Annotated in this window: 22 protein-coding genes; 14 read left to right on the forward strand and 8 right to left on the reverse strand. The window is 66.1% G+C overall.

The genetic code is table 11. From position 1 onward, the window contains the following. Positions 1-115: 115 nt before the first annotated feature. A complete protein-coding gene (locus ACZY0B_RS00925) occupies positions 116-466 on the forward strand; it encodes a WhiB family transcriptional regulator (RefSeq protein ID WP_463762057.1) in 351 nt (116 codons plus the stop codon). 203 nt (positions 467-669) lie between these two features. Here ACZY0B_RS00925 and bagB read toward each other — a convergent pair whose 3' ends face one another. Together bagB and bagA are read right to left on the reverse strand one after the other, a co-directional pair. Next, a complete protein-coding gene (gene bagB, locus ACZY0B_RS00930; RefSeq protein ID WP_463762059.1) occupies positions 670-1,821 on the reverse strand; it encodes an ATPase BagB in 1,152 nt (383 codons plus the stop codon). Then, a complete protein-coding gene (gene bagA / locus ACZY0B_RS00935; RefSeq protein ID WP_463762061.1) occupies positions 1,818-2,840 on the reverse strand; it encodes an ATPase BagA in 1,023 nt (340 codons plus the stop codon). The genes bagB and bagA overlap by 4 nt, the downstream gene beginning before the upstream one ends. 109 nt (positions 2,841-2,949) lie before the next feature. Between bagA and ACZY0B_RS00940 the strand changes: the two genes are divergently transcribed. From ACZY0B_RS00940 to ACZY0B_RS00950, 3 genes are read left to right on the forward strand one after another with little or no spacing between them, the layout of a single operon-like run. After that, a complete protein-coding gene (locus tag ACZY0B_RS00940) occupies positions 2,950-3,111 on the forward strand; it encodes a DUF4177 domain-containing protein (protein ID WP_090607515.1) in 162 nt (53 codons plus the stop codon). Positions 3,112-3,127: 16 nt separating this feature from the next. Further along, entirely contained in the window at positions 3,128-3,583 is a 456-nt protein-coding gene (locus tag ACZY0B_RS00945) for a RidA family protein (protein ID WP_463762062.1), read from the forward strand. A 5-nt stretch (positions 3,584-3,588) separates the two neighbouring features. Then, positions 3,589-4,383, forward strand: coding sequence for an MBL fold metallo-hydrolase (locus tag ACZY0B_RS00950; RefSeq protein WP_463762063.1), 795 nt, complete (start codon positions 3,589-3,591; stop codon positions 4,381-4,383). A gap of 21 nt (positions 4,384-4,404) precedes the next feature. Here the strand turns inward: ACZY0B_RS00950 and crp are convergent, their stop codons facing one another. Both crp and ACZY0B_RS00960 read right to left on the reverse strand, forming a co-directional pair. After that, positions 4,405-5,079, reverse strand: coding sequence for a cAMP-activated global transcriptional regulator CRP (gene crp, locus ACZY0B_RS00955; RefSeq protein WP_036465140.1), 675 nt, complete (start codon positions 5,077-5,079; stop codon positions 4,405-4,407). An 84-nt stretch (positions 5,080-5,163) separates the two neighbouring features. After that, positions 5,164-5,550, reverse strand: a complete 387-nt coding sequence (locus ACZY0B_RS00960) for a hypothetical protein (protein WP_463762365.1) — start codon at positions 5,548-5,550, stop codon at positions 5,164-5,166. 173 nt (positions 5,551-5,723) lie between these two features. Between ACZY0B_RS00960 and nth the strand changes: the two genes are divergently transcribed. The 4 genes from nth to marP are packed head-to-tail and all read left to right on the forward strand — an operon-like array spanning position 5,724 to position 9,093. Next, positions 5,724-6,404, forward strand: coding sequence for an endonuclease III (gene nth, locus ACZY0B_RS00965; RefSeq protein WP_463762064.1), 681 nt, complete (start codon positions 5,724-5,726; stop codon positions 6,402-6,404). Between the two features lie 13 nt (positions 6,405-6,417). Further along, entirely contained in the window at positions 6,418-7,053 is a 636-nt protein-coding gene (locus ACZY0B_RS00970) for a TlpA family protein disulfide reductase (RefSeq protein WP_463762065.1), read from the forward strand. A gap of 55 nt (positions 7,054-7,108) precedes the next feature. Next, positions 7,109-7,894: an NUDIX hydrolase gene (locus ACZY0B_RS00975; protein WP_463762066.1), complete on the forward strand. Its 786-nt coding sequence runs from the start codon at positions 7,109-7,111 to the stop codon at positions 7,892-7,894. 5 nt (positions 7,895-7,899) lie between these two features. Then, positions 7,900-9,093 (forward strand): acid resistance serine protease MarP, encoded by a 1,194-nt coding sequence (marP, locus tag ACZY0B_RS00980; RefSeq protein WP_463762067.1) that lies wholly within the window; start codon positions 7,900-7,902, stop codon positions 9,091-9,093. 7 nt (positions 9,094-9,100) lie between these two features. On the opposite strand, the gene ACZY0B_RS00985 is transcribed toward marP, so the two are convergent. Continuing rightward, positions 9,101-10,051 (reverse strand): alpha/beta fold hydrolase, encoded by a 951-nt coding sequence (locus ACZY0B_RS00985; RefSeq protein WP_463762068.1) that lies wholly within the window; start codon positions 10,049-10,051, stop codon positions 9,101-9,103. Further along, positions 10,052-10,609 carry a phage holin family protein gene (locus ACZY0B_RS00990; protein ID WP_463762069.1) on the reverse strand — a complete coding sequence of 186 codons (558 nt, stop codon included), beginning with the start codon at positions 10,607-10,609 and terminating at the stop codon, positions 10,052-10,054. Positions 10,610-10,821: 212 nt separating this feature from the next. Between ACZY0B_RS00990 and ACZY0B_RS00995 the strand changes: the two genes are divergently transcribed. Next, positions 10,822-11,520 carry a chymotrypsin family serine protease gene (locus tag ACZY0B_RS00995; protein ID WP_463762070.1) on the forward strand — a complete coding sequence of 233 codons (699 nt, stop codon included), beginning with the start codon at positions 10,822-10,824 and terminating at the stop codon, positions 11,518-11,520. A gap of 20 nt (positions 11,521-11,540) precedes the next feature. On the opposite strand, the gene acs is transcribed toward ACZY0B_RS00995, so the two are convergent. Continuing rightward, entirely contained in the window at positions 11,541-13,499 is a 1,959-nt protein-coding gene (gene acs, locus ACZY0B_RS01000; protein ID WP_463762071.1) for an acetate--CoA ligase, read from the reverse strand. 208 nt (positions 13,500-13,707) lie between these two features. On the opposite strand from acs, the gene ACZY0B_RS01005 reads away from it, so the two are divergent. After that, on the forward strand, positions 13,708-14,175 hold the full coding sequence (locus ACZY0B_RS01005; RefSeq protein WP_463762366.1) for a DUF4232 domain-containing protein: 468 nt from the start codon (positions 13,708-13,710) through the stop codon (positions 14,173-14,175). Positions 14,176-14,182: 7 nt separating this feature from the next. Here ACZY0B_RS01005 and ACZY0B_RS01010 read toward each other — a convergent pair whose 3' ends face one another. Continuing rightward, complete coding sequence (locus ACZY0B_RS01010; RefSeq protein ID WP_463762072.1) at positions 14,183-14,971, reverse strand: LppU/SCO3897 family protein; 789 nt, start codon at positions 14,969-14,971, stop codon at positions 14,183-14,185. Between the two features lie 99 nt (positions 14,972-15,070). On the opposite strand from ACZY0B_RS01010, the gene ACZY0B_RS01015 reads away from it, so the two are divergent. From ACZY0B_RS01015 to ACZY0B_RS01030, 4 genes are read left to right on the forward strand one after another with little or no spacing between them, the layout of a single operon-like run. After that, on the forward strand, positions 15,071-16,693 hold the full coding sequence (locus ACZY0B_RS01015) for a peptide ABC transporter substrate-binding protein (RefSeq protein ID WP_463762367.1): 1,623 nt from the start codon (positions 15,071-15,073) through the stop codon (positions 16,691-16,693). 3 nt (positions 16,694-16,696) lie between these two features. Next, complete coding sequence (locus ACZY0B_RS01020) at positions 16,697-17,623, forward strand: ABC transporter permease (protein WP_463762074.1); 927 nt, start codon at positions 16,697-16,699, stop codon at positions 17,621-17,623. Next, positions 17,616-18,479: an ABC transporter permease gene (locus ACZY0B_RS01025; protein ID WP_463762075.1), complete on the forward strand. Its 864-nt coding sequence runs from the start codon at positions 17,616-17,618 to the stop codon at positions 18,477-18,479. Before ACZY0B_RS01020 ends, ACZY0B_RS01025 begins: the two co-directional genes overlap by 8 nt. Further along, positions 18,476-20,101, forward strand: a complete 1,626-nt coding sequence (locus ACZY0B_RS01030; protein WP_463762076.1) for a dipeptide ABC transporter ATP-binding protein — start codon at positions 18,476-18,478, stop codon at positions 20,099-20,101. Before ACZY0B_RS01025 ends, ACZY0B_RS01030 begins: the two co-directional genes overlap by 4 nt. Positions 20,102-20,112 lie beyond the last annotated feature (11 nt).

The raw sequence follows: 20,112 nt of genomic DNA on the forward strand, positions 1-20,112 counted from the left end.
CAGACGGTGAGATTCAGGTAACACCGATCCGCACAGTGTGGCGTGGGTCGCAACAACGATCTGCCACCCGAGGAGGGCGGTCGTAATTTACGACCGGGAGGAAAGGGAACAGCTCGTGTCAGGAACACGACCGGCAGCACGCCGAACCAACATTGCGGCAGCACAGGGGGTGCTGCACAGTGTGGACGCTGAAGAACGAATTGCCTGGGTGTCGAGAGCGCTATGTAAGACCACTGACCCCGACGAACTCTTTGTTCGGGGCGCCGCCCAGCGTAAGGCAGCGGTGATTTGCCGCCATTGCCCTGTGATGCAGGAATGCGGAGCAGATGCGCTGGACAACAAGGTGGAGTTCGGCGTCTGGGGCGGCATGACCGAGCGGCAACGCCGGGCACTGCTCAAGCAGCACCCCGAGGTGGTGTCTTGGTCCGATTTCTTCGACAAGCGAAGGAACCGCGGCGTCAGCTGATGCTTTGACCGCTGGTGCGCCGGCTCGGCCCGGTGCACTGATAGGCCGAAGCTCACTATTACATTACTGTTACAACGCTGGCTGGATTTGGCGCACGTGCAATAGCGGCTCTGACGCGAACTGGCTTGTGCGCGATGGCAATTCGTTAAAGTAGCTGGGCCTGTGCGCAATCGTCGCGAACGGGCCCAATTTTTGGCGGGTGCTCAGCGGTCCGAAACGTGGGCGTCGCCGACGGCTGTGATCTGATCGGCGAGCGCACGCAAGGCTTCCAGGTCGGATACGTCGAACGGCAGCGATGGAACGCCCACGATCGGCACATTCGGGTTGGCTCCGGTGAATCGGGACAGCAGCCGGATCTCCCGCTTGGCGGTCTGGCCCCGGTCGGCGTGAATTGTGAGCACGGCCGTGGCCAATGAAGCGGCATCGGGGTCGGTGTCAGACTTCAGCGACTCGATACCGTCGATTGCCCGCTCCACCGGCAGCGAGCACAACAGCGGATGGGTGCGGTTCAAGATGAGTCCCGCCAGCGGCATGCTCTCTTGCGACAGCCGGTCGACGAAAAAGGAGGCCTCGCGCAGCGCGTCGGGTTCGGCCGCCGACACCACCACGAACTGGGTTCCCCGTCTTTTCAGCAGCGCGTAGGTGCGGTCCGCCTTCTCGCGGAAACCGCCGAAGGTGGCATCCAGCGATTGGACGAAGGCCGCCGCGTCGCCGAGCATCTGCGAACCCAGGACGGTCGATAGCGCCTTCATCGCCAAACCCATTGCGCCGGTGACCAATCGCCCGATGCCCCGGCCCGGCGCCAGCAGCAACCGCCACAGTCGGCTATCCATGAAGCTGCCCAGCCGCTTCGGCGCATCCAGGAAGTCCAGCGCATTGCGCGACGGGGGGGTGTCCACCACCACCAAGTCCCACCGATCCTGGGCCAGCAGCTGGCCCAGCTTCTCCATCGCCATGTACTCTTGCGTCCCGGCAAGAGAAGTGGCGACCGTCTGATAGAACTGGTTGTCCAAAATCGATTGCGCGCGAGCGGTTCCGGAGTACTGGACCACCATCTCATCGAAGGTGCGACGCATGTCGAGCATCATCGCGTGCAGCTCGCCGGAGACCTCGGGCGCCAGCGGCACCCGCTGCGGAGTATTGCCGAGGTCGTTGACTCCCAGCGCCTGCGCTAGCCGCTTCGCCGGGTCGATTGTCAAAACGCAAACGGTGCGGCCATATTCGGCCGCACGCAATGCCATCGCCGCCGCGGTGGTCGTCTTGCCCACGCCGCCGGCGCCGCAGCACACCACGACGCGGTTGGCCCGGTCGGTCAGGATTTCCGCCATGTCAAGGACTTTCGGTGTAGTACTCATCGAACTCCCTGCTGTGCAAGCGATTCCGACAGTTCATAGAGGCTGCCGAGGTCGACACCATCGGAGATCGCCGGCAACTCCAGCCGCGGCACCTGCAAGGCGCAGAGCTGTTGCGCGGTCTCGGCGCGAGCGGTGATCCGGGTCGCGTGCTGGATGGTCTCGGTCAACAAGCCGGCAAAGTCGTTGTCGCTGAGCTCGATTCCGGCCGCCTTCAAACCGGCACGCACCGAGTCGGCGTCGACGTCGCCCTCCGCGGCCTTCGCCAGGTCGCGGGGCTCCAGATACGCCGGAATGTTGCGGTTCACGATCACACTGCCGATCGGCAGCTGCATCTCGGCAAGCTCCTCGATGGCTTCCATCGTTTCCTGTACCGGCAGCGCTTCCAGCAACGTCACCAAGTGGATCGCGGTCTGGTCGGAGTGCAGCAACTTGACCACGCCCTCGCTCTGCGAGTGCACCGGGCCGCCCTTGGCCAGATCGGACACCGCCTTGGTGACATCCAGGAAGCGTGCGATGCGGCCGGTCGGTGGTGCGTCGACGACTATCGCGTCATACACCGGCAGCCGCTTCTTGTCCGTGCGCACCACCGTCTCCTTGATCTTGCCGGTGAGCAGCACGTCGCGCAGGCCGGGCGCGATCGTCGTAGCGAACTCGATGGCGCCGATGCGGCGCATCGCCCGTCCCGCGATCCCGAGGTTGTAGAACATGTCGAGGTATTCCAGAAACGCGGCCTCGATGTCGATTGCCAGGGCGTTGACCTGACCGCCGCGCTCGGCCGTGGCGATCTTGACCTCTTGATAAGGCAGCGGCGGAACGTCGAAGAGTTGCGCAATCCCTTGGCGACCTTCGACTTCGACGAGAAGGACTTTGCGCCCGCCTGCTGCCAGGGTCAGCGCCAACGCTGCCGCGATCGTCGATTTGCCGGTCCCGCCTTTGCCGGTGACGAAGTGCAAGCGGGCCTTCGACAGGCGGGCCGGCCAGCCGACGGCAGCGTTGCCGCTAGAAGTGGTTGCCACCATCGCATGCTAGCCCGAGCCCGTCGGGGTCCTCGCCAATCGGGTAGCAACATCGGATTGCGGTCTACCGGGCTGGCCATTGTGGCTCGAGCCCGACCGATAAGCTCGCGTCATGAGCCAACCGACCCCATGGGAATACGCCACGGTTCCGCTGCTGACGCACGCGACCAAACAGATCCTCGACCAATGGGGTGCCGACGGTTGGGAACTGGTGGCTGTGCTGCCCGGGCCCACCGGCGAGCAACACGTCGCCTACCTGAAGCGCCCCAAGTAAAAGAGGACTCGGGCGTATGAATGCTTCGGCCCGGCTCGGGCAACTCGGTGTCGCGCTTCCGGAGTTGGTCGCGCCGCTGGCCTCTTATGTCCCCGCGGTGCGGACCGGCAATCTGGTCTACACCTCGGGCCAGCTGCCGATAGCGGACGGCAAGCTGGCGGGCGCCGGCAAGGTGGGCGCCGAGGTGAGCCCCGAAGACGCCAAGGCGATGGCGCGGACCTGCGCGCTCAACGCGCTGGCGGCGGTGAACTCGCTGGTGGGTATCGACGCGGTGACCCGGGTGGTCAAGGTCGTCGGGTTCGTCGCGTCGGCTCCCGGCTTCAACGGCCAGCCCGGCGTCGTCAACGGGGCCTCTGAGCTGCTCGCTGAGGTGTTCGGTGACCAGGGCGCGCATGCGCGCTCGGCGGTAGGCGTTTTCGAGCTGCCCCTGGATGCACCCGTCGAAGTCGAGTTGATCGTGGAGGTCGGCTGACGGCCGTGACCGAGACCGCTGAGCCGTTGACCCATCCCGCATACGGCAGGTTGCGGGCGGTCACCGACACTGCCTCGGTTCTGCTGGCGGACAACCCCGGCTTGATGACGCTGGACGGCACCAACACCTGGGTGTTGCGCGGTCCACGCAGCGACGAGCTGGTCATCGTGGATCCGGGGCCCGACGACGATGAGCACATCGCCCGGATCGCCTCGCTGGGCCGGGTCGCCTTGGTCCTGATCAGTCACCGGCATGGCGACCACGCCGATGGCATCGACAAGCTGGTCGAGCTCACCGGCGCGACCGTGCGCTCGGCGGGCAGCGGGTTCCTGCGCGGCTTCGGCGGTGAGCTGGTCGACGGCGAGGTCATTGATGCCGCCGGCCTGACGATCAAGGTGATGGCGACGCCGGGCCACACCGCGGATTCGCTGTCGTTCCTGCTGGAAGACGCGGTCTTGACGGCTGACAGCGTCCTCGGCCGCGGTACCACCGTCATCGACAACGAGGACGGCAGCCTGACCGACTATCTCGAGTCGCTGCGACGGCTGCGGGGTTTGGGCCGGCGCACGGTGTTGCCCGGGCACGGGCCCGACCTGGCCGACCTGGAATCCGTCGCCGCGGGTTACTTGATGCACCGCCACGAGCGCTTAGAGCAGGTGCGCGCCGCGCTGCGCGATCTGGGCGGCGACGCGACCGCCCGCCAGGTCGTCGAACACGTCTATGTCGACGTCGACGAGAAGCTTTGGGACGCGGCCGAATGGTCCGTGCAGGCGCAATTGGACTATCTGGCGCAGGAGTGAACGCCCGCGCAATGCGCGCGCTTACCTCGCTCGGCGAGCCAGTCTCTCGGAGTCCGAGATCAGCACGCTCTTGCCCTCCAGGCGGATCCACCCGCGGTGGGCGAAATCGGCGAGTGCCTTGTTGACCGTTTCCCGGGAAGCGCCCACCAGCTGGGCGATCTCCTCCTGCGTCAGGTCGTGGGTGACCCGCATCGCGCCACCTTCCTGAGTGCCGAAACGCTGGGCCAGCTGCAGCAGCTGCTTGGCCACCCGGCCGGGCACGTCAGTGAAGATGAGGTCCGCCAGATTGTTGTTGGTGCGACGGAGCCGTCGGGCCAGCACTCGCAACAGTTGCTCGGCAATTTCGGGACGATCGGCGATCCACGCCCGCAGCGCGTCGCGGTCCATCGATACCGCGCGCACCTCGGTGATCGTGGTGGCGCTCGAAGTCCGGGGTCCCGGGTCGAAGATCGACAATTCGCCGAACATGTCCGACGGGCCCATGATCGTCAGCAGATTCTCCCGGCCATCGGGTGATCGGCGACCGATCTTGACCTTCCCCGAGACGATGATGTACAGCCGATCGCCTGGTTCCCCTTCCGCGAAAACGGTGTGTCCACGCGGGAAGTCGACGGGTTGTAATTGCTTGGTCAGTGCGGTGACTGCGCCGGGTTCAACCCCTTGGAAGATTCCTGCCCTTGCCAGGATCTCGTCCACTTTGCCCTTCAGCTTTCCAACGAAGTGATATGGGTGCGGGCCTAGCCCGTGTGACGAGTCTAGAGGTAGGCCAACGTGCCAACGCTACACACGATTGACGTGTCTAGTCCCCTCAAATTGCGGATTGGCGCGTGAATGCGCGTGTATTCGCATCGGGACTGCGCGCGCGGGGGGCTCGGTGAATGCGGTCGCGAGCAGCGATTCGGCGCGATGGCGACCGCTCGGCGGTGAGGCAAGCGCGAGCTGCTGGGCCTGGCGTCGATGCAGGTATTCCAGCGCCTCCGGCATCCCTTCGCGCGCCAGCGTGTGCATATCCATCGCCTGCGCCTGATGCAGAAATTCGTCGACATCGGTCGCCGTGATCGACTCACGGGCGAGCTCCTTTTCGAGCCGCCCGAGACCGAGCGCCGCGAGCATCAGGAGCCCCGGTATGCAGGCCACCAGCAACCACAACACAAGGAGAGTAAACATGCCCAAGGTCTCAGCGAGATCACGAAATCAGTACTCTGTCGTAGGTGACAGTGGCAAGGCCGTCCGGACGCTCGAAATCGACGCCCGCGGTGCCTGTTTCCAAGCCTGATTCCGGACTTGCCCGGCGCTGGTCTTCCGAAACTCGAGTCGGTTTGGTGCGTCGCGCGCGCCGGATGAATCGCACACTGTCACAAGCGTTTCCGGACGCACATTGCGAGCTCGACTTCAGATCACCGCTGGAACTGACGGTGGCCACCATTCTTTCGGCGCAGAGCACAGACAAACGGGTGAACCTGACAACGCCGGCATTATTCGCGCGATACAAATCGGCAGTGGATTATGCACAAGCCGATCGCGACGAGCTGGAAAACCTCATCCGTCCCACTGGCTTCTTCCGCAACAAGGCGAGTTCGCTGATCGGCTTGGGGCAGGCCCTGGTCGAGCGGTTCGGCGGCGAGGTGCCGTCGACCATGGACGAGCTGGTGACGCTGCCGGGGGTCGGGCGCAAAACCGCCAACGTCATCCTGGGGAACGCCTTCGACATCCCCGGGATCACCGTCGACACTCATTTCCAGCGGCTGGTGGCCAGATGGCGCTGGACCGCGGAAAAGGACCCGGTCAAGATCGAGCACGCCGTCGGCGAACTGGTCGAACGCAAGGAATGGACCCTGCTGAGCCATCGAGTGATCTTCCATGGCCGCCGGGTGTGCCACGCGCGTAAACCGGCGTGCGGCGTCTGCGTGCTGGCCAAAGACTGCCCATCGTTCGGCCTGGGCCCCACCGAACCGGCGCTGGCCGCGCCCTTGGTTCAGGGCCCCGAAACCGAGCACCTGCTCTCCCTGGTCGGGCTGTAACACGGCCGGGACGTTGACCCCGAGAATTCGCTGGACCGTCGCGATCTTGGCGGTCGTGGTGGCGCTGACGGCCGCGTTGGTCGCGCAACTGCGCGACGAGTCCCCGACGACCGCGCCGAGCCGGTCGTCGCCCGATCGCGAACACCGCGACGCGGACACGCCGGCCGCGCTGGCCGGGCCGCGGTCGCGGGCGAACCTGCCGCCGTGCCCCGCACCGGCCGATGGTCCGGGCCCCGCGGCCTTGCAGGGTGTGGTGGTCGACTGCGCCGGCGACGGATCGACCGTCGACGTCGCTCGGGCCCTGGCCGGACGTCGGGTGGTCATCAACCTGTGGGCGTATTGGTGCGCGCCGTGCGCGGCCGAATTGCCCGCGATGGCCGAATATCAGCGACGGGTCGGGTCCGACGTTGTAGTGGTGACCGTGCATCAAGACGAGAACGAGACCGCCGCGTTGCTGCGGTTGGCGGAGCTGGGTGTTCGCCTCCCGACCTTGCAGGATGGGCGGCGGCTGATCGCTGCGGCACTCAAGGTCGCAAATGTGGTGCCCGCGACGGTGGTGCTACGACCGGACGGTAGCGTTGCGCAGACGCTGCTGCGGGATTTCGTGAGTGCCGACGAGATCGCGGCCGCGGTCGGAAACGAGGCATGACCGAGCCCGGCGACCCGAAACAGGCTGGGCCGGTGGACCCGACAAGGAGGCGCCGGTGAGTGCTGGGGGTGCCGCCCGCGCACAGGGGACGGTTCCCCTCACGCCCGACGCCTGCCCATCCTGGTTACGTCCGTTGCTGGACAACGTGGGTCAGATGCCGGACGCCTACCGGCGCCGGTTGCCGGCCGACGTGCTGGCGATGGTGACCGCGGCCAGGACAGCATCCGCCCACCGCGACGACCGCGAGGCCGCTGTGCTGGTTCTGTTTTCGGGTTCCGAGTCCGGCGCGGCCGACGGCGGTGTGCCCGACGACGCCGACCTGTTGCTCACCGTGCGGGCCTCGTCGCTGCGGCACCATGCGGGCCAGGCGGCGTTTCCCGGCGGCGCATCCGACCCGGGCGATCGCGGGCCGGTCGCCACCGCGCTGCGAGAAGCCCACGAGGAGACCGGGATCGACGTCACCCGGCTGCACCCTCTTGTGACGATGGAAAAGACATTCATCGCACCGTCGCAGTTCCACGTCGTCCCGGTGCTGGCCTACTCGCCTGATCCCGGACCGGTCGCCGTGGTCAACGAGGCCGAAACGGCGCTAGTATCGCGGGTTCCGGTGCGCGCCTTCATCAATCCGGACAACCGGCTGATGGTCTACCGCGGCGACCTGGGCAACCGTTGGGCCGGCCCGGCGTTTCTGCTGAACCAGATGCTGGTTTGGGGATTCACTGGCCAGGTGATCTCTGCGGTACTCGATGTCGCCGGCTGGGCAGAGCCCTGGGACACCAACGACGTACGTGAACTCGACGACGCCATGGTGCTGGTCGGCGAGCAGGGCGGCGCACGATGAACTCGATGACCCCGTCCCAGTGGCTGGATATCGCCGTTCTCGCCGTCGCGTTCATCGCGGCCATCTCCGGCTGGCGTTCGGGCGCGGTGGGTTCCCTCTTCTCGTTTATCGGCGTGCTGCTGGGCGCGATCGCCGGTGTACTGCTGGCGCCCCACATCGTCAGCCATATCGCCGCGCCGCGCGCCAAGCTATTCGGTGCACTGTTCCTCATTCTCGCGCTCGTCGTCGTCGGTGAGGTCGCCGGCGTCGTGCTGGGCCGGGCCGTTCGCGGCGCAATCCACAGCCGCACAATCCGAACCGTCGACTCGGTCATCGGGGTGGGGGTGCAGCTCGTCGTGGTGCTCACGGCCGCGTGGCTGCTGGCCACGCCGCTCACCCAGTCCAAAGACCAACCCGAGCTGGCGGCCGCGGTACGGGGTTCGCGGGTGCTCGCCGAGGTCAACGACATCGCACCCCCCTGGCTGAAGACGGTCCCCAAACGGCTTTCGGCACTGCTGAACACCTCGGGGCTGCCCGCGGTGCTGGAGCCGTTCAGCCGTACCCCGGTGATCCCCGTCGAGTCACCGGATCCCGCGCTGGCCAGCAATCCGGTGGTGACAGCCGCCGCGCCCAGCGTCGTCAAGGTGCGCAGCCTGGCGCCCAGCTGTCAGAAAGTGTTGGAGGGCACCGGATTTGTCATCGCGCCCGATCGGGTGATGACCAACGCCCACGTGGTAGCCGGGTCCAGCAGCGTCCAGATCTACGCCAGCGGTAATCCGTTGGACGCCACCGTGGTGTCCTATGACCCGTCGGTCGACATCGCGATTCTTGCCATCCCGAACTTGCCGCCGCCGCCACTGGCTTTCAGCGAAGCCGAGGCGAAAACCGGTGCCGACGTTGTGGTTCTGGGCTATCCCGGCGGGGGAAACTTCACCGCCACCCCGGCCAGGATTCGTGAGGCCATCAAGCTCAGCGGCCCGGACATCTACCGGGACCCGGCGCCGGTTACCCGCGACGTCTACACGATCAGAGCCAATGTGGAGCAAGGTAATTCGGGTGGACCGTTGATCGATCTGAGCGGTCACGTGCTCGGCGTGGTGTTCGGCGCTGCCGTCGACGATCCCGACACCGGGTTCGTGTTGACGGCCGGTGAGGTGGCGAGTCAGATGGCCAAGATCGGTGACACCCAACAGGTGGCGACCGGGAACTGCGTCAGCTGATCCCGCGTCAGTGCACCTGCTCGAAAAATCTCATCAGGTGTTTGTTGATTTCTTCGGGAGCTTCTTCGTGGCTGTAATGTCCTGCGCCGGTAATGGATACGTAGCGGCCTTGCGTCGCGTAGCGCTGGCTGTGGTCGACCGGGTCGGCCAGCACGTAAGGATCGGCATCGCCGCGCAGGTGTAGCAGTGGCACGCCGAGCTGTCGGGACATCGATTTCATGAATCGCCGCCCTTCGCCGCGCACTTGGCTGCGTACCGCCCAGCGCTGATATTCCAAGGCGCAATGCGCCGCCCCGGGAATCTGGATCGCCGTGCGCAGGTAACCGATAGTCTGCGAGAAGTCCTCGGAGGCAACCCATTTGGCTGAGCTGCGACTGCTGACGAGGCGCTCGATCTCGGCTCCGTTGTCGCGGGTCAGCAGGCGCTCGGGCCAGAGCGGGACTTGATAGCGCAGCAAGGTCGGCAGCAGCGCTGAGCCCTGATCGCGGCGCGTCAACGTCGATCGGCGCAACGCGGCCGGGTGCGGCGAGCTGATCAGCGCGATGGCGCGCACCAGCCGTGAATGCAGCAGCGCGGTGGTCCAGCACGACAAACCGCCGTCGGCATGGCCGACCAGCGTTGCCGACGAATGGCCCAGCGCACGAATGAGTCCCGCCGTATCGCCGGCGAGCGTCCAGCCGTCGTAACCGCGGGGTGGCTTATCACTGCCGCCATAGCCGCGCAGGTCGACAGCGACCACTCGGGCATCGGTCAGCCCGCGTAGCTGATGACGCCAGGACCACCAAAACGAACCGAAACCGTGCAGCAGCATCACCAGCGGTCGTGCCGCGGCCGCGGCGGGTGCGCCGGGGCCGGTCGGAAGCGCCTCGACGACGTGAAATCGAATGCCGTTGGCGTGCACGTCCAAGTGGCGCCACGGCCCGTCGATGCGGACCACGGACGGATCTGGTGTTGCCATCTACCAACCTGAGGGGTCGGTGGGGTTGGCGTCCTCGGGCTTGGTGTCCTCGGGCTTGGCGTGCTTACCGGGCGCGTCGGTGAGCTGCTTGGTCGCGGCGGCAGCCTTGTCGTGGCCCGGGGTGAGCGCGCTACGCGTCTCCTTGACCGATTCGATGGTCTCGCGCGGTCCGCGGATGCGCCGCACCTTCAAATAGCCGAACAGCGCCAGCACGGCCCCGACCACGACCATGATCGCGAAGACGATCAGGAAGGCCACCCAGCGCCACAGCCAATTGTCGAGCAGCTCGGCAAGGAAGAAGAAGAAAAAGAATGTGGAGTAGAACAGCACCACCAGAGCGGCGATGAAAAAGACGCTGCCGGTGAGGCCCTTCTTGACGTCGCGGACGATTTCGGCCCGGGCCAGCGCCACCTCGGCACGCACCAGGGTCGACGCCTGAGTCGTCGCGTCTTTGATCAGGTCACCGATCGACGGCTCGCCGTGGCTGGCATGCGGGTCGGCCAACGGAATCGTGGTCAGCGTGCTCGGCACACCATTTTTGCGATCCACTTTGCTCACAGACCGGTCCTCTCGGTTCGCTGTCGTCGCGGTTTATGTTGCCATGCGCTGCGATGCCAGACGAGGCCAGCCGAGGTCCGCGAGGCCCGGCAACCAACGGTTCCGGCCCATCGCCGGGCAACCGCTATTCGCACAGCAAGAGGTGTACACGGGTGATCATCTAGACTGGCGCAGCTGTTCTCCGACATCCGGCCCCCGATGGGAGTTACGCATTGCAGACGGCACAGCGGTGCTTTTTGGCGGTGCTGGTGGCCTTGCTCGTGGCTCAGCCGGGTTTGCCTGCAAACGTCGCGGCCGCCGACGACCGGGTCCCGATGGGCGGCGGTGCGGGCATCGTCATCAACGGAGACACGATGTGCACCCTGACGACCATCGGCGGCGATGCCGCCGGTGAGCTGATCGGGTTCACTTCCGCGCACTGCGGTGGCCCGGGCGCTCAGATCGCCGCCGAGGCCGCCGAAGGCAGGGGTGTGCTGGGAACGATGGTTGCCGGCAACGACGCCCTGGACTACGCGGTGATCAAATTCGATCAGGCCAAGGTGGTGCCGGTGGCCAACTACAACGGCTTCGTGATCAACGGCGTCGGTCCGGAACCGGTATTCGGTCAGATCGCGTGCAAGCAGGGCCGTACGACGGGCAATTCGTGCGGCGTCACCTGGGGGCCCGGCCAGGACCCGGGCACGATCGTCATGCAGGTCTGCGGCCGGCCCGGTGACTCCGGGGGGCCGGTGACCGTCGACAACCTGCTGGTCGGGATGATCCACGGCGCGTTCAGCGACAACCTGCCGACCTGCGTGGTCAAGTACATTCCGCTGCACACCCCGGCGGTGGTGGTGTCGTTCAATGCGGTGCTGGCCGACATCAACGCCAAGCACCGGCCCGGCGCGGGCTTCGTCCCGATACCGGCCTGAGTTATTCGGCGTAGCCGGCCTTACTTGGCCGCTCTGATCGCGTCGAACACGCTGGGATCGAGCAGCGTCGATGTATCACCGAGGTCGCGCTTCTCGGCGACATCGCGCAGCAGCCTGCGCATGATCTTGCCGCTGCGGGTCTTGGGCAGCTCCGGCACCACATGGATCTCGCGTGGCTTGGCGATCGGCGAGATCTCCTGTGCGACGTGAGCACGCAGCTCCTCGAGGGTCCCTTGGTGCGCGTCGTCGCTGTCGCACAGGACGACAAATGCGCAAATCGCCTGGCCGGTGGTCTCATCGGTGACTCCGACCACCGCCGCCTCGGCGACACCGTCATGGCCGACGACCGCCGACTCCACCTCGGCGGTGGAGATCCGGTGCCCGGATACGTTCATCACGTCGTCGATGCGGCCCAGCACCCAGATCGCGCCGTCGGCATCGAAACGGGCGCCGTCACCGGCGAAGTAGAAGCCTTGGTCGGCGAATTTAGACCAGTAGGTTTCCCGGTACCGTTCGGGGTCACCCCAAATGCCGCGCAGCATCGATGGCCACGGCTGGTCCAATACCAGGTATCCGCTGACGTTTTTGGCATTGTCGCTGTCGGGCTGCAGCGGATCGCCGTGGTCGTCGACGATCTTGGCCGAGATTCCCGGCAGCGGTGTCATGGCCGAACCGGGTTTGGCCGCGGCGACTCCCGGCAGCGGCGAGATCATCGCGGAACCGGTCTCGGTCTGCCACCACGTGTCTATCACCGGGACGCGATCCGCGCCGAAGACCTCGCGGTACCAGCGCCAGGCTTCCGGATTGATCGGTTCGCCGACCGATCCCAGTAGCCGCAAGCTGGACAGGTCGTGGGCGTCGGGAATCTCGCGGCCCCACTTCATGAACGTCCGGATGAGGGTGGGAGCGGAGTAATAGATTGTGACGCCGTATTTTTCGATGATCTGGAAATGACGGTGCTGGTCCGGGCTAGCGGGTGTGCCCTCGTAGAGAACCTCGGTGACACCGTTGGACAGCGGTCCGTAGACGCCGTAGGTGTGCCCGGTGACCCAACCGATATCGGCGGTGCACCAGAACACGTCGCGTTCGGGCTTGATGTCGAAGGCGTAGTAGTGCGTGTAGGAGCTCTGAGTGAGATAGCCGCCGCTGGTGTGCACGATGCCCTTGGGCTTGCCGGTGGTGCCCGACGTGTAGAGCAGGAACAGCGGCTGCTCGGCATCGAAGGGTTGCGGGCTGTGTTCGGGCGACGCGGAATCCACGACGTCGTGCCACCACACATCGCGGTCGTCGTCCCAGGACACGTCAATTCCGGTGCGGCGCACCACCAGAACCTTCTCGATGGGGCTGTCCCCGTCCGGCCCGGGCGCCACGGCCTCGTCGGCCGCGTCCTTCAGTGGCGCGGGCTTGCCGCGCCGGAACTGCCCGTCGCTGGTGATCAGCACCTTGGCTTGGGCATCGGAGATGCGGGCGCGCAGCGCCTTCGCGGTGAACCCGCCGAATACGACGCTGTGCATGAGGCCCAGCCGCGCGCAGGCCAGCATCGAGATCACGGCTTCCGGGATCAGCGGCATGTAGATGGCGACGCGGTCACCGGCAACCAGGCCGAGATCGGTCAACGCATTGGCCGCTTTGCAGACCTCGGCCTGCAGATCGGAGTAGGTCAGGCTGCGGCTGTCGCCGACCGGCTCGCCCTCCCAGTGAATCGCGACTCGATCGCCGAGGCCGGCCTCGACGTGGCGGTCCACGCAGTTGTAGGCGACGTTGAGCTTGCCGTCGGAAAACCACTTGGCGAACGGCGGCTGCCAGTCCAGCACCTCGGTGAACGGCGTCGCCCACGACAGTCGGTTGGCCTGCTTGGCCCAGAACGCCAGCCGGTCCTGCTCGGCTTCGCGGTAGAGGTCCTCGCGGGCGTTGGCCTGCTCGGCGAATTCCGCCGGCGGCGGGTACGACGATGTGCCTTCGGTGTGTGTGGCGGTCACTTGCTTGTCTCCTGTGTCGAGGGCCGCGGTTCGAGCTCGTCAACCGTCTGAGAGCCTAGCGTCGCCAGTTGAACCTGCGCGCTTCAATCGGGGGTAAACCGAGTCGTCATGCCGCATAATCACGGTTGTGCCGGAACCTCGCGGACAGCGCGCCCGCCGTCTGCTTCTCAGCTTTGCTGCCGCCGCAACGAGTTACGCGGTCGCCGCCGTGCTGGGGCCGCCGGCGGGGGCCGTGCCGGTAGAGAGCGGCGACCAGGCGACACCGTGTTGGGCGGAGCAGGTCGCCGTGACCGCATCCCCGGCGGAAGGCGCCGTCGGCCACCGGGCGCTGACCCTGATGTTCAGCCTTGCCGGCGGCGCGGAGCCGTGCACGCTCACCGGTTACCCCGCGGTCGAGACCAGCGCGGGCGGGCCGGACATTCATGCCAAGCCGACGTTGCGCGGTTACCTGGGCGGGTTGCCGAGCGAGGTCACTGTGCCGCCGACCGTCATCCTGTCCATTTCCACGCAGGGGCAGGCCATCGTGGAGGGCATGGCGATCGACGGCAACGGCAACCCGTGCCCCGGCTACACCGAGCTGCGCGTCAGTCCCCCCGACACCACCATGGTGTTCACTGTGCCCGCGACCATCGATGCGTGCGAATTGCAGGTGCATCCGGTCACGGTCGTTCAGTAGGGCCTGGCTAGGGCCTGGCCCTCTCCAGGCAATAAACGACTGGGGGAGTGGGATAGCTGATTCCCTTGACGTCCGGCGGGCAGTCAGACGTGTCCGTGCTGCCGTCGATGCGCTGCACGACCCGGATTTGTCTGGTCGCGGTGTCACTGCAGCTGCCCGCGCTCATCGTCGGATGGTTGGGGTCGGGACCGACCTGGTAACACAGGCCCTGTTTGAGGTTCAGGGCGAAACACAGGATGGTGGAGTCGTCGGTGTACCGATCGTAGATGGAACCCTCGCGTTTTCCGTCGGGGCACGTCGCCGACGAGCCGCCTTTGGCGGCGAGCTGGTAAGTATTGTCTGGATAGGCGCAGTCGTTGTTCGGAGTTGAACTGAATGACTCTGAGCGATAAGACGTTTGGGTAATACACTCGCCAACCCGAATTGGCGTCTGCTGTTGGCGTGTGGCTAGCCGCGAAACCCCGGCGGCGAGGTTTCCAAAGATCCCGAACGCGAGCACGACCCCGCCGATCGTGATGAGTGCGGTGGACGATTTACTCGCGCGGCGCGGCGGCGCGACCGGGGGCGGATATCCGGGATAGGGCGGGCCCGGATAGTTCATTGGCGGCGGACCCGGATATCGCATCGGCGGCGGCACCGGCGGGTAAGGGTAGGCGGGCGTTCGGGCGCGACTGCGTCTGCGCTCCCATAGGCCGATCAGCAGACAGATCAATCCGATCAAGGGAATGCCCAACGCCACCGTCAGCTCGCCCGCGACATAGGCGGCGCCGCCCGAGGCGAGAACCGTAACCCCCATGGCGAAATCCTAGGTTGTCGACGTCGGACGACGCACTTCACCGGCGGTCCTTTTACGGTTGACGCGGTCGCAGGCCCTAGGGTCGCTGTCATGCGTTGGATGCGGGGCAGGCCGGTTTGGCCGGCTTTTGCTGTCGTCATCGTGCTGACTGTCGCGTCGTTGGCCGGTTGCGGTGGCGGCGCGCTGAGCCCCGATCCGGTCGTGGTGAACGGCGGTGAACCGCCCAACCCGCTGATCCCGACCGGCACCAACGACAGCCTTGGTGGGCGGATCCTGGATCGGCTGTTTGCCGGCCTGGTGTCCTACGACGCCGACGGCAAACCGTCGCCGGAGGTGGCGCAGTCGATCGCGACCACCGACAACATCAACTACCGGATCATTCTCAAACCTGGCTGGAAGTTCACCGACGGGTCGGCGGTGACCGCACATTCATTCGTCGACGCATGGAATTACGGCGCCTTGAGCACCAATGCCCAACTGCAGCAGGACTTCTTCCGCCCGATCGATGGATTCGATGACGTCGCCGGCCCGCCCGCCGACGGAAAGCCGACCACGATGTCCGGGCTGCAGGTGGTCAACGATCTCGAATTCACCGTGCGCCTGCGGGCGCCGACCGTCGACTTTACGTTGCGGCTCGGCCATGGGGCGTTCTATCCGTTGCCGGACAGAGCGTTTCGGGACATGGCGGCATTCGGGCGCAATCCGATCGGCAACGGCCCCTACCGGCTGGCCGACGGCCCCGATGGGCCAGCCTGGGAGCACAACGTGAAGATCGACTTGAAACCGAACCCCGAATATCGCGGCAATCGCAAACCCCACAACAAGGGCCTGAGGTTCGAGTTCTACGGCAACCTGGATACCGCATATGCCGATCTGCTGTCCGGCAATCTCGATGTCCTGGACACGATTCCGTCCAGCGCGTTGACGATTTATCAGCGCGACCTGGGCGGCAACGCCGCCAGCGGGCCCGTCGCGGTGAGCCAATCGCTCGACACGCCATTGCGGCTGCCACATTTCGGCGGTGCGGAGGGCCGGCTGCGCCGGTTGGCATTGTCGGCGGCGATCAATCGCCCGCAGATCTGTCAGCAGATCTTCAACGGCACCCGCAGTCCGGCCCGCGATTTCACCGCCCGATCTTTGCCGGGTTTCGATGCGAATATCCCGGGTAACGACGCATTGGACTTCAATCCCGAACGGGCGCGGCAACTCTGGGCACAAGCCAATGCGATCTCATCATGGAGCGGGCGCTACGCCATCGCCTACAACGCCGACAGCGGCCACCAGGAGTGGGTGGACGCGGTGGCCAACAGCATCAAGAACGTGCTGGGCATCGATGCCGTCGGCGCGCCGCAGCCGACTTTCGCGGGGTTTCGCACCCAGATCACCAACCGCACCATCGACAGCGCGTTCCGCGCCGGCTGGATCGGCGACTACCCGTCGATGATCGAGTTTCTTGCCCCGCTGTATGCCACCGGAGCGGGATCCAATGACGTCGGATATTCCAGCGTTGGGTTCGACGCCGGGCTGGCGGCCGCCGAGGCCGCGCCCAGCCTGCAGCAGGCGGACGTGCTCGTCAACGTTGCACAACGAATCCTGTTGCGCGACATGCCCGCTGTGCCGCTGTGGTATTACATCGCCGTGATCGGGTGGTCGCCGGAGGTCAGCGACGTCAAGGTCACGTGGAACGGGCTGCCCGACTACGAGAACATCGTCAAGGCCTGAGTCATGGGGTGGTACATCGCGCGAAGGATCGCCGTCATGGTGCCCGTCTTCCTGGGCGCCACGTTGCTGATCTACGGCATGGTGTTCCTGCTCCCCGGTGACCCGCTGGCCGCGATCGCCGGGGACCGCCCGCTGACCCCGGCAGTGGCCGCGCAGCTGCGGGCGCGCTACCACCTCGACGATCCCTTCCTGCTGCAGTATCTGCACTACCTGGGTGGCGTCCTGCACGGCGACCTCGGCCGCGCCTATTCCGGGCTGCCGGTCAGTGCCGTTCTGGCACATGCGTTTCCGGTCACGATCCGGCTGGCGCTGATCGCGCTGGTCGTCGAGGCCGTGTTCGGGATCGGGTTCGGCGTGATATCCGGACTGCGCCAGGGTGGGCTATTCGATTCCACGGTGCTGATCACCGGCCTGATCATCATCGCGATCCCGATCTTCGTGCTCGGGTTTCTGGCCCAATTCGTGTTCGGGGTCCGGCTGGGCATCGCGCCGGTCACGGTCGGCGAACGGGCGACGTTCGCGCGCCTGCTGCTGCCCGGAATCGTCTTGGGTTCAGTGTCATTCGCCTACGTGGTGCGGTTGACACGCTCGGCGGTGGCCGCTAATGCGCACGCCGACTATGTCCGTACCGCGACGGCCAAAGGTTTGTCGAGGCCGCGGGTCGTGACCGTGCACATTCTGCGCAACTCGCTGATCCCGGTGGTGACGTTCCTGGGCGCCGACCTGGGTGCGCTGATGGGCGGGGCCATCGTGACCGAAGGCATCTTCAACATTCACGGCGTCGGCGGCGTGCTCTACCAAGCCGTCACCCGGCAGGAGGCGCCGACCGTGGTGTCGATCGTGACGGTGCTGGTGCTGATCTATCTGATCACCAACCTGCTGGTCGACCTGCTCTATGCGGCCCTGGACCCGAGGATCCGCTATGGCTGAACACTCTGGCTTTTGGGGCGAGGCCTGGCGCAGGCTGCACCGCCGTCCGAAGTTCATCGTCGCCGCTGCGCTGATCCTGCTTATCGTTCTCGTCGCGCTGTTTCCGGCGATGTTCACTCATGTCGATCCCAGCTACGCCGATCCCAGCCAAAGCCTGCTCGGCCCCTCGGGGGCGCACTGGTTCGGCACCGACCTGCAGGGCCACGACATCTACGCGCGCACCGTCTATGGGGCGCGGGCCTCGGTGACAGTCGGGTTGGGCGCCACGCTGCTGGTGTTCGTCGTCGGTGGGGCGCTGGGGGCGCTGGCCGGCTTCTACGGGGGCTGGCTCGACGCGGTGGTCTCGCGGACCACCGACGTGTTCTTCGGGCTGCCGCTGCTGCTGGCCGCGATCGTGCTGATGCAGGTTCTGCACCATCGCACGGTCTGGACCGTAATCGCCATCCTGGCCTTGTTCGGTTGGCCACAGGTGGCCAGGATCGCTCGCGGCGCGGTGCTGGAGGTCCGAGCCAGCGACTATGTGCTCGCGGCTAAAGCCTTGGGGTTGAGCCGGTTTCAGACCCTGCTCCGGCACGCACTGCCCAACGCGGTGGGTCCGGTGATCGCGATGTCCACGATCGCGCTGGGGGCATTCATCGTCACCGAGGCCACGCTGTCCTACCTCGGCGTCGGGCTGCCGACCTCGGTGGTGTCCTGGGGCGGTGACATCAACGTCGCGCAGACGCGGCTGCGGGCCGGTTCGCCGATCTTGTTCTATCCCGCCGGCGCACTGGCGATTACGGTGCTGGCATTCATGATGATGGGCGACGCCCTGCGCGATGCCCTGGATCCGGCCTCGCGAGCGTGGCGGGCATGAGCACCATGGAATCGCCGCTGCTGAAAGTCGAGGGCCTGGAAGTCAGGTTCGGCAACCACGCCCCCGTGGTGAGTGGAGTCGATCTGAGCGTCATGCGCGGCCAGACCGTGGCCGTGGTCGGCGAATCAGGATCGGGGAAATCCACCACGGCCGCCGCGATCCTTGGGCTGCTTGCCCCCGGTGGCCGGATCACGGCCGGCCGCATCGCTTTTGACGGGCTCGACATCACCCGCGCTGACCGCCGGCTGTTGCGGTCGATCAGAGGCCGTCGCATCGGCTACGTACCCCAAGACCCGATGACCAACCTCAACCCCGTCTGGAAGGTCGGCTTCCAGATATCAGAAGCGTTGCGGGCCAACACCGAAGGTCGGCCGGCGCGTCAGCGGGCCGTGGAGCTGCTCGCCCAGGCCGGCATGCCGGATCCGGCGAAACAGGCAGCCAAGTACCCGCACCAGTTGTCCGGCGGTATGTGTCAACGTGCGCTGATCGCGATCGGACTGGCGGGACACCCGCAGCTGCTGATCGCCGATGAGCCGACGTCCGCGCTGGACGTCACGGTGCAGCGGCAGGTACTCGACCATTTGCAGCGCCTCACCCACGAACTGGGCACCGCGCTGTTGCTGATCACTCACGATCTGGCGCTCGCCGCCGAACGCGCAGCGGCAGTGGTCGTCATCCACCGGGGAATGGTGGTGGAATTCGGTGCTGCACAATCGATCCTGCGTGACCCGCAACACGAGTACACCCGGCGGCTGGTGGCCGCGGCTCCGTCGCTGGCGGTCCGGAGTTCGGCACCCACACGTCCGCAGGCCACCACAGGCACCGACGACATTCTCGTGGCCTGCCAGCTGACCAAGGTTTACCGGGAGTCACGCGGGGCGCCGTGGCGGCGGGCACAGTTGCGCGCCGTCGACGCCGTGTCATTTCGGCTGCGCCGGTCCAGCACGCTGGCCATCGTCGGGGAGTCGGGTTCGGGCAAATCTACGGTAGCCCGCATGGCATTGGGTCTGCTCCAACCTGCTTCGGGCACAGTCGTTTTCGATGGCACCCAGATCTCCGACGGCTTGAGCCGGGACGCAATGATGGCCTTTCGCCGCCGGGTACAGCCGGTGTTCCAGAACCCGTACAGCAGCCTGGATCCCATGTACTCGGTGTTTCGCGCCATCGAGGAACCGTTGCGGATCCACCGGGTCGGTGACCGGAAGCAACGCGAGCAGGCGGTGCGCGAGCTCGTCGACCAGGTGGCGTTGCCGTCGTCGGTGCTCGGCAGGTTGCCACGCGAGCTTTCGGGCGGCCAACGCCAACGGGTCGCGATCGCGCGGGCGTTGGCACTGCGCCCCGAGGTGCTGGTGTGCGATGAGGCGGTATCGGCGCTCGACGTACTTGTGCAGGCACAGATCCTGGAGCTGCTGGCCACGCTGCAGGCCGAGCTGGGCCTGGCCTACCTGTTCATCAGCCACGACCTGGCGGTGATCCGGCAGATCGCCGACGACGTCCTGGTGATGCGCGCCGGGCGGATCGTGGAAGAGGCGGCCACCGAGGAGCTGTTCACCAGGCCCGGCCACGAGTACACGCGTCAATTGCTGGAGGCCATTCCCGGCGCGTCCCCGCCTCCGAGATAGGTTGGCAACCT

The organism is Mycobacterium sp. IDUB_19, assembly GCF_055419445.1.

Bases quoted from the DNA above. Each gene is read 5' to 3' on its own strand.
- bagB (WP_463762059.1), bottom strand. From the start codon at position 1,821: ATGAGTACTACACCGAAAGTCCTTGACATGGCGGAAATCCTGACCGAC.
- ACZY0B_RS00940 (WP_090607515.1), top strand. From the start codon at position 2,950: ATGAGCCAACCGACCCCATGGGAATACGCCACGGTTCCGCTGCTGACG.
- bagA (WP_463762061.1), bottom strand. From the start codon at position 2,840: ATGGTGGCAACCACTTCTAGCGGCAACGCTGCCGTCGGCTGGCCGGCC.
- ACZY0B_RS01010 (WP_463762072.1), bottom strand. From the start codon at position 14,971: ATGGGGGTTACGGTTCTCGCCTCGGGCGGCGCCGCCTATGTCGCGGGC.
- ACZY0B_RS00945 (WP_463762062.1), top strand. From the start codon at position 3,128: ATGAATGCTTCGGCCCGGCTCGGGCAACTCGGTGTCGCGCTTCCGGAG.
- ACZY0B_RS01030 (WP_463762076.1), top strand. From the start codon at position 18,476: ATGAGCACCATGGAATCGCCGCTGCTGAAAGTCGAGGGCCTGGAAGTC.
- nth (WP_463762064.1), top strand. From the start codon at position 5,724: ATGAATCGCACACTGTCACAAGCGTTTCCGGACGCACATTGCGAGCTC.
- ACZY0B_RS01020 (WP_463762074.1), top strand. From the start codon at position 16,697: ATGGGGTGGTACATCGCGCGAAGGATCGCCGTCATGGTGCCCGTCTTC.
- ACZY0B_RS01015 (WP_463762367.1), top strand. From the start codon at position 15,071: ATGCGGGGCAGGCCGGTTTGGCCGGCTTTTGCTGTCGTCATCGTGCTG.
- ACZY0B_RS00985 (WP_463762068.1), bottom strand. From the start codon at position 10,051: ATGGCAACACCAGATCCGTCCGTGGTCCGCATCGACGGGCCGTGGCGC.
- marP (WP_463762067.1), top strand. From the start codon at position 7,900: ATGACCCCGTCCCAGTGGCTGGATATCGCCGTTCTCGCCGTCGCGTTC.
- ACZY0B_RS01025 (WP_463762075.1), top strand. From the start codon at position 17,616: ATGGCTGAACACTCTGGCTTTTGGGGCGAGGCCTGGCGCAGGCTGCAC.
- ACZY0B_RS00960 (WP_463762365.1), bottom strand. From the start codon at position 5,550: ATGTTTACTCTCCTTGTGTTGTGGTTGCTGGTGGCCTGCATACCGGGG.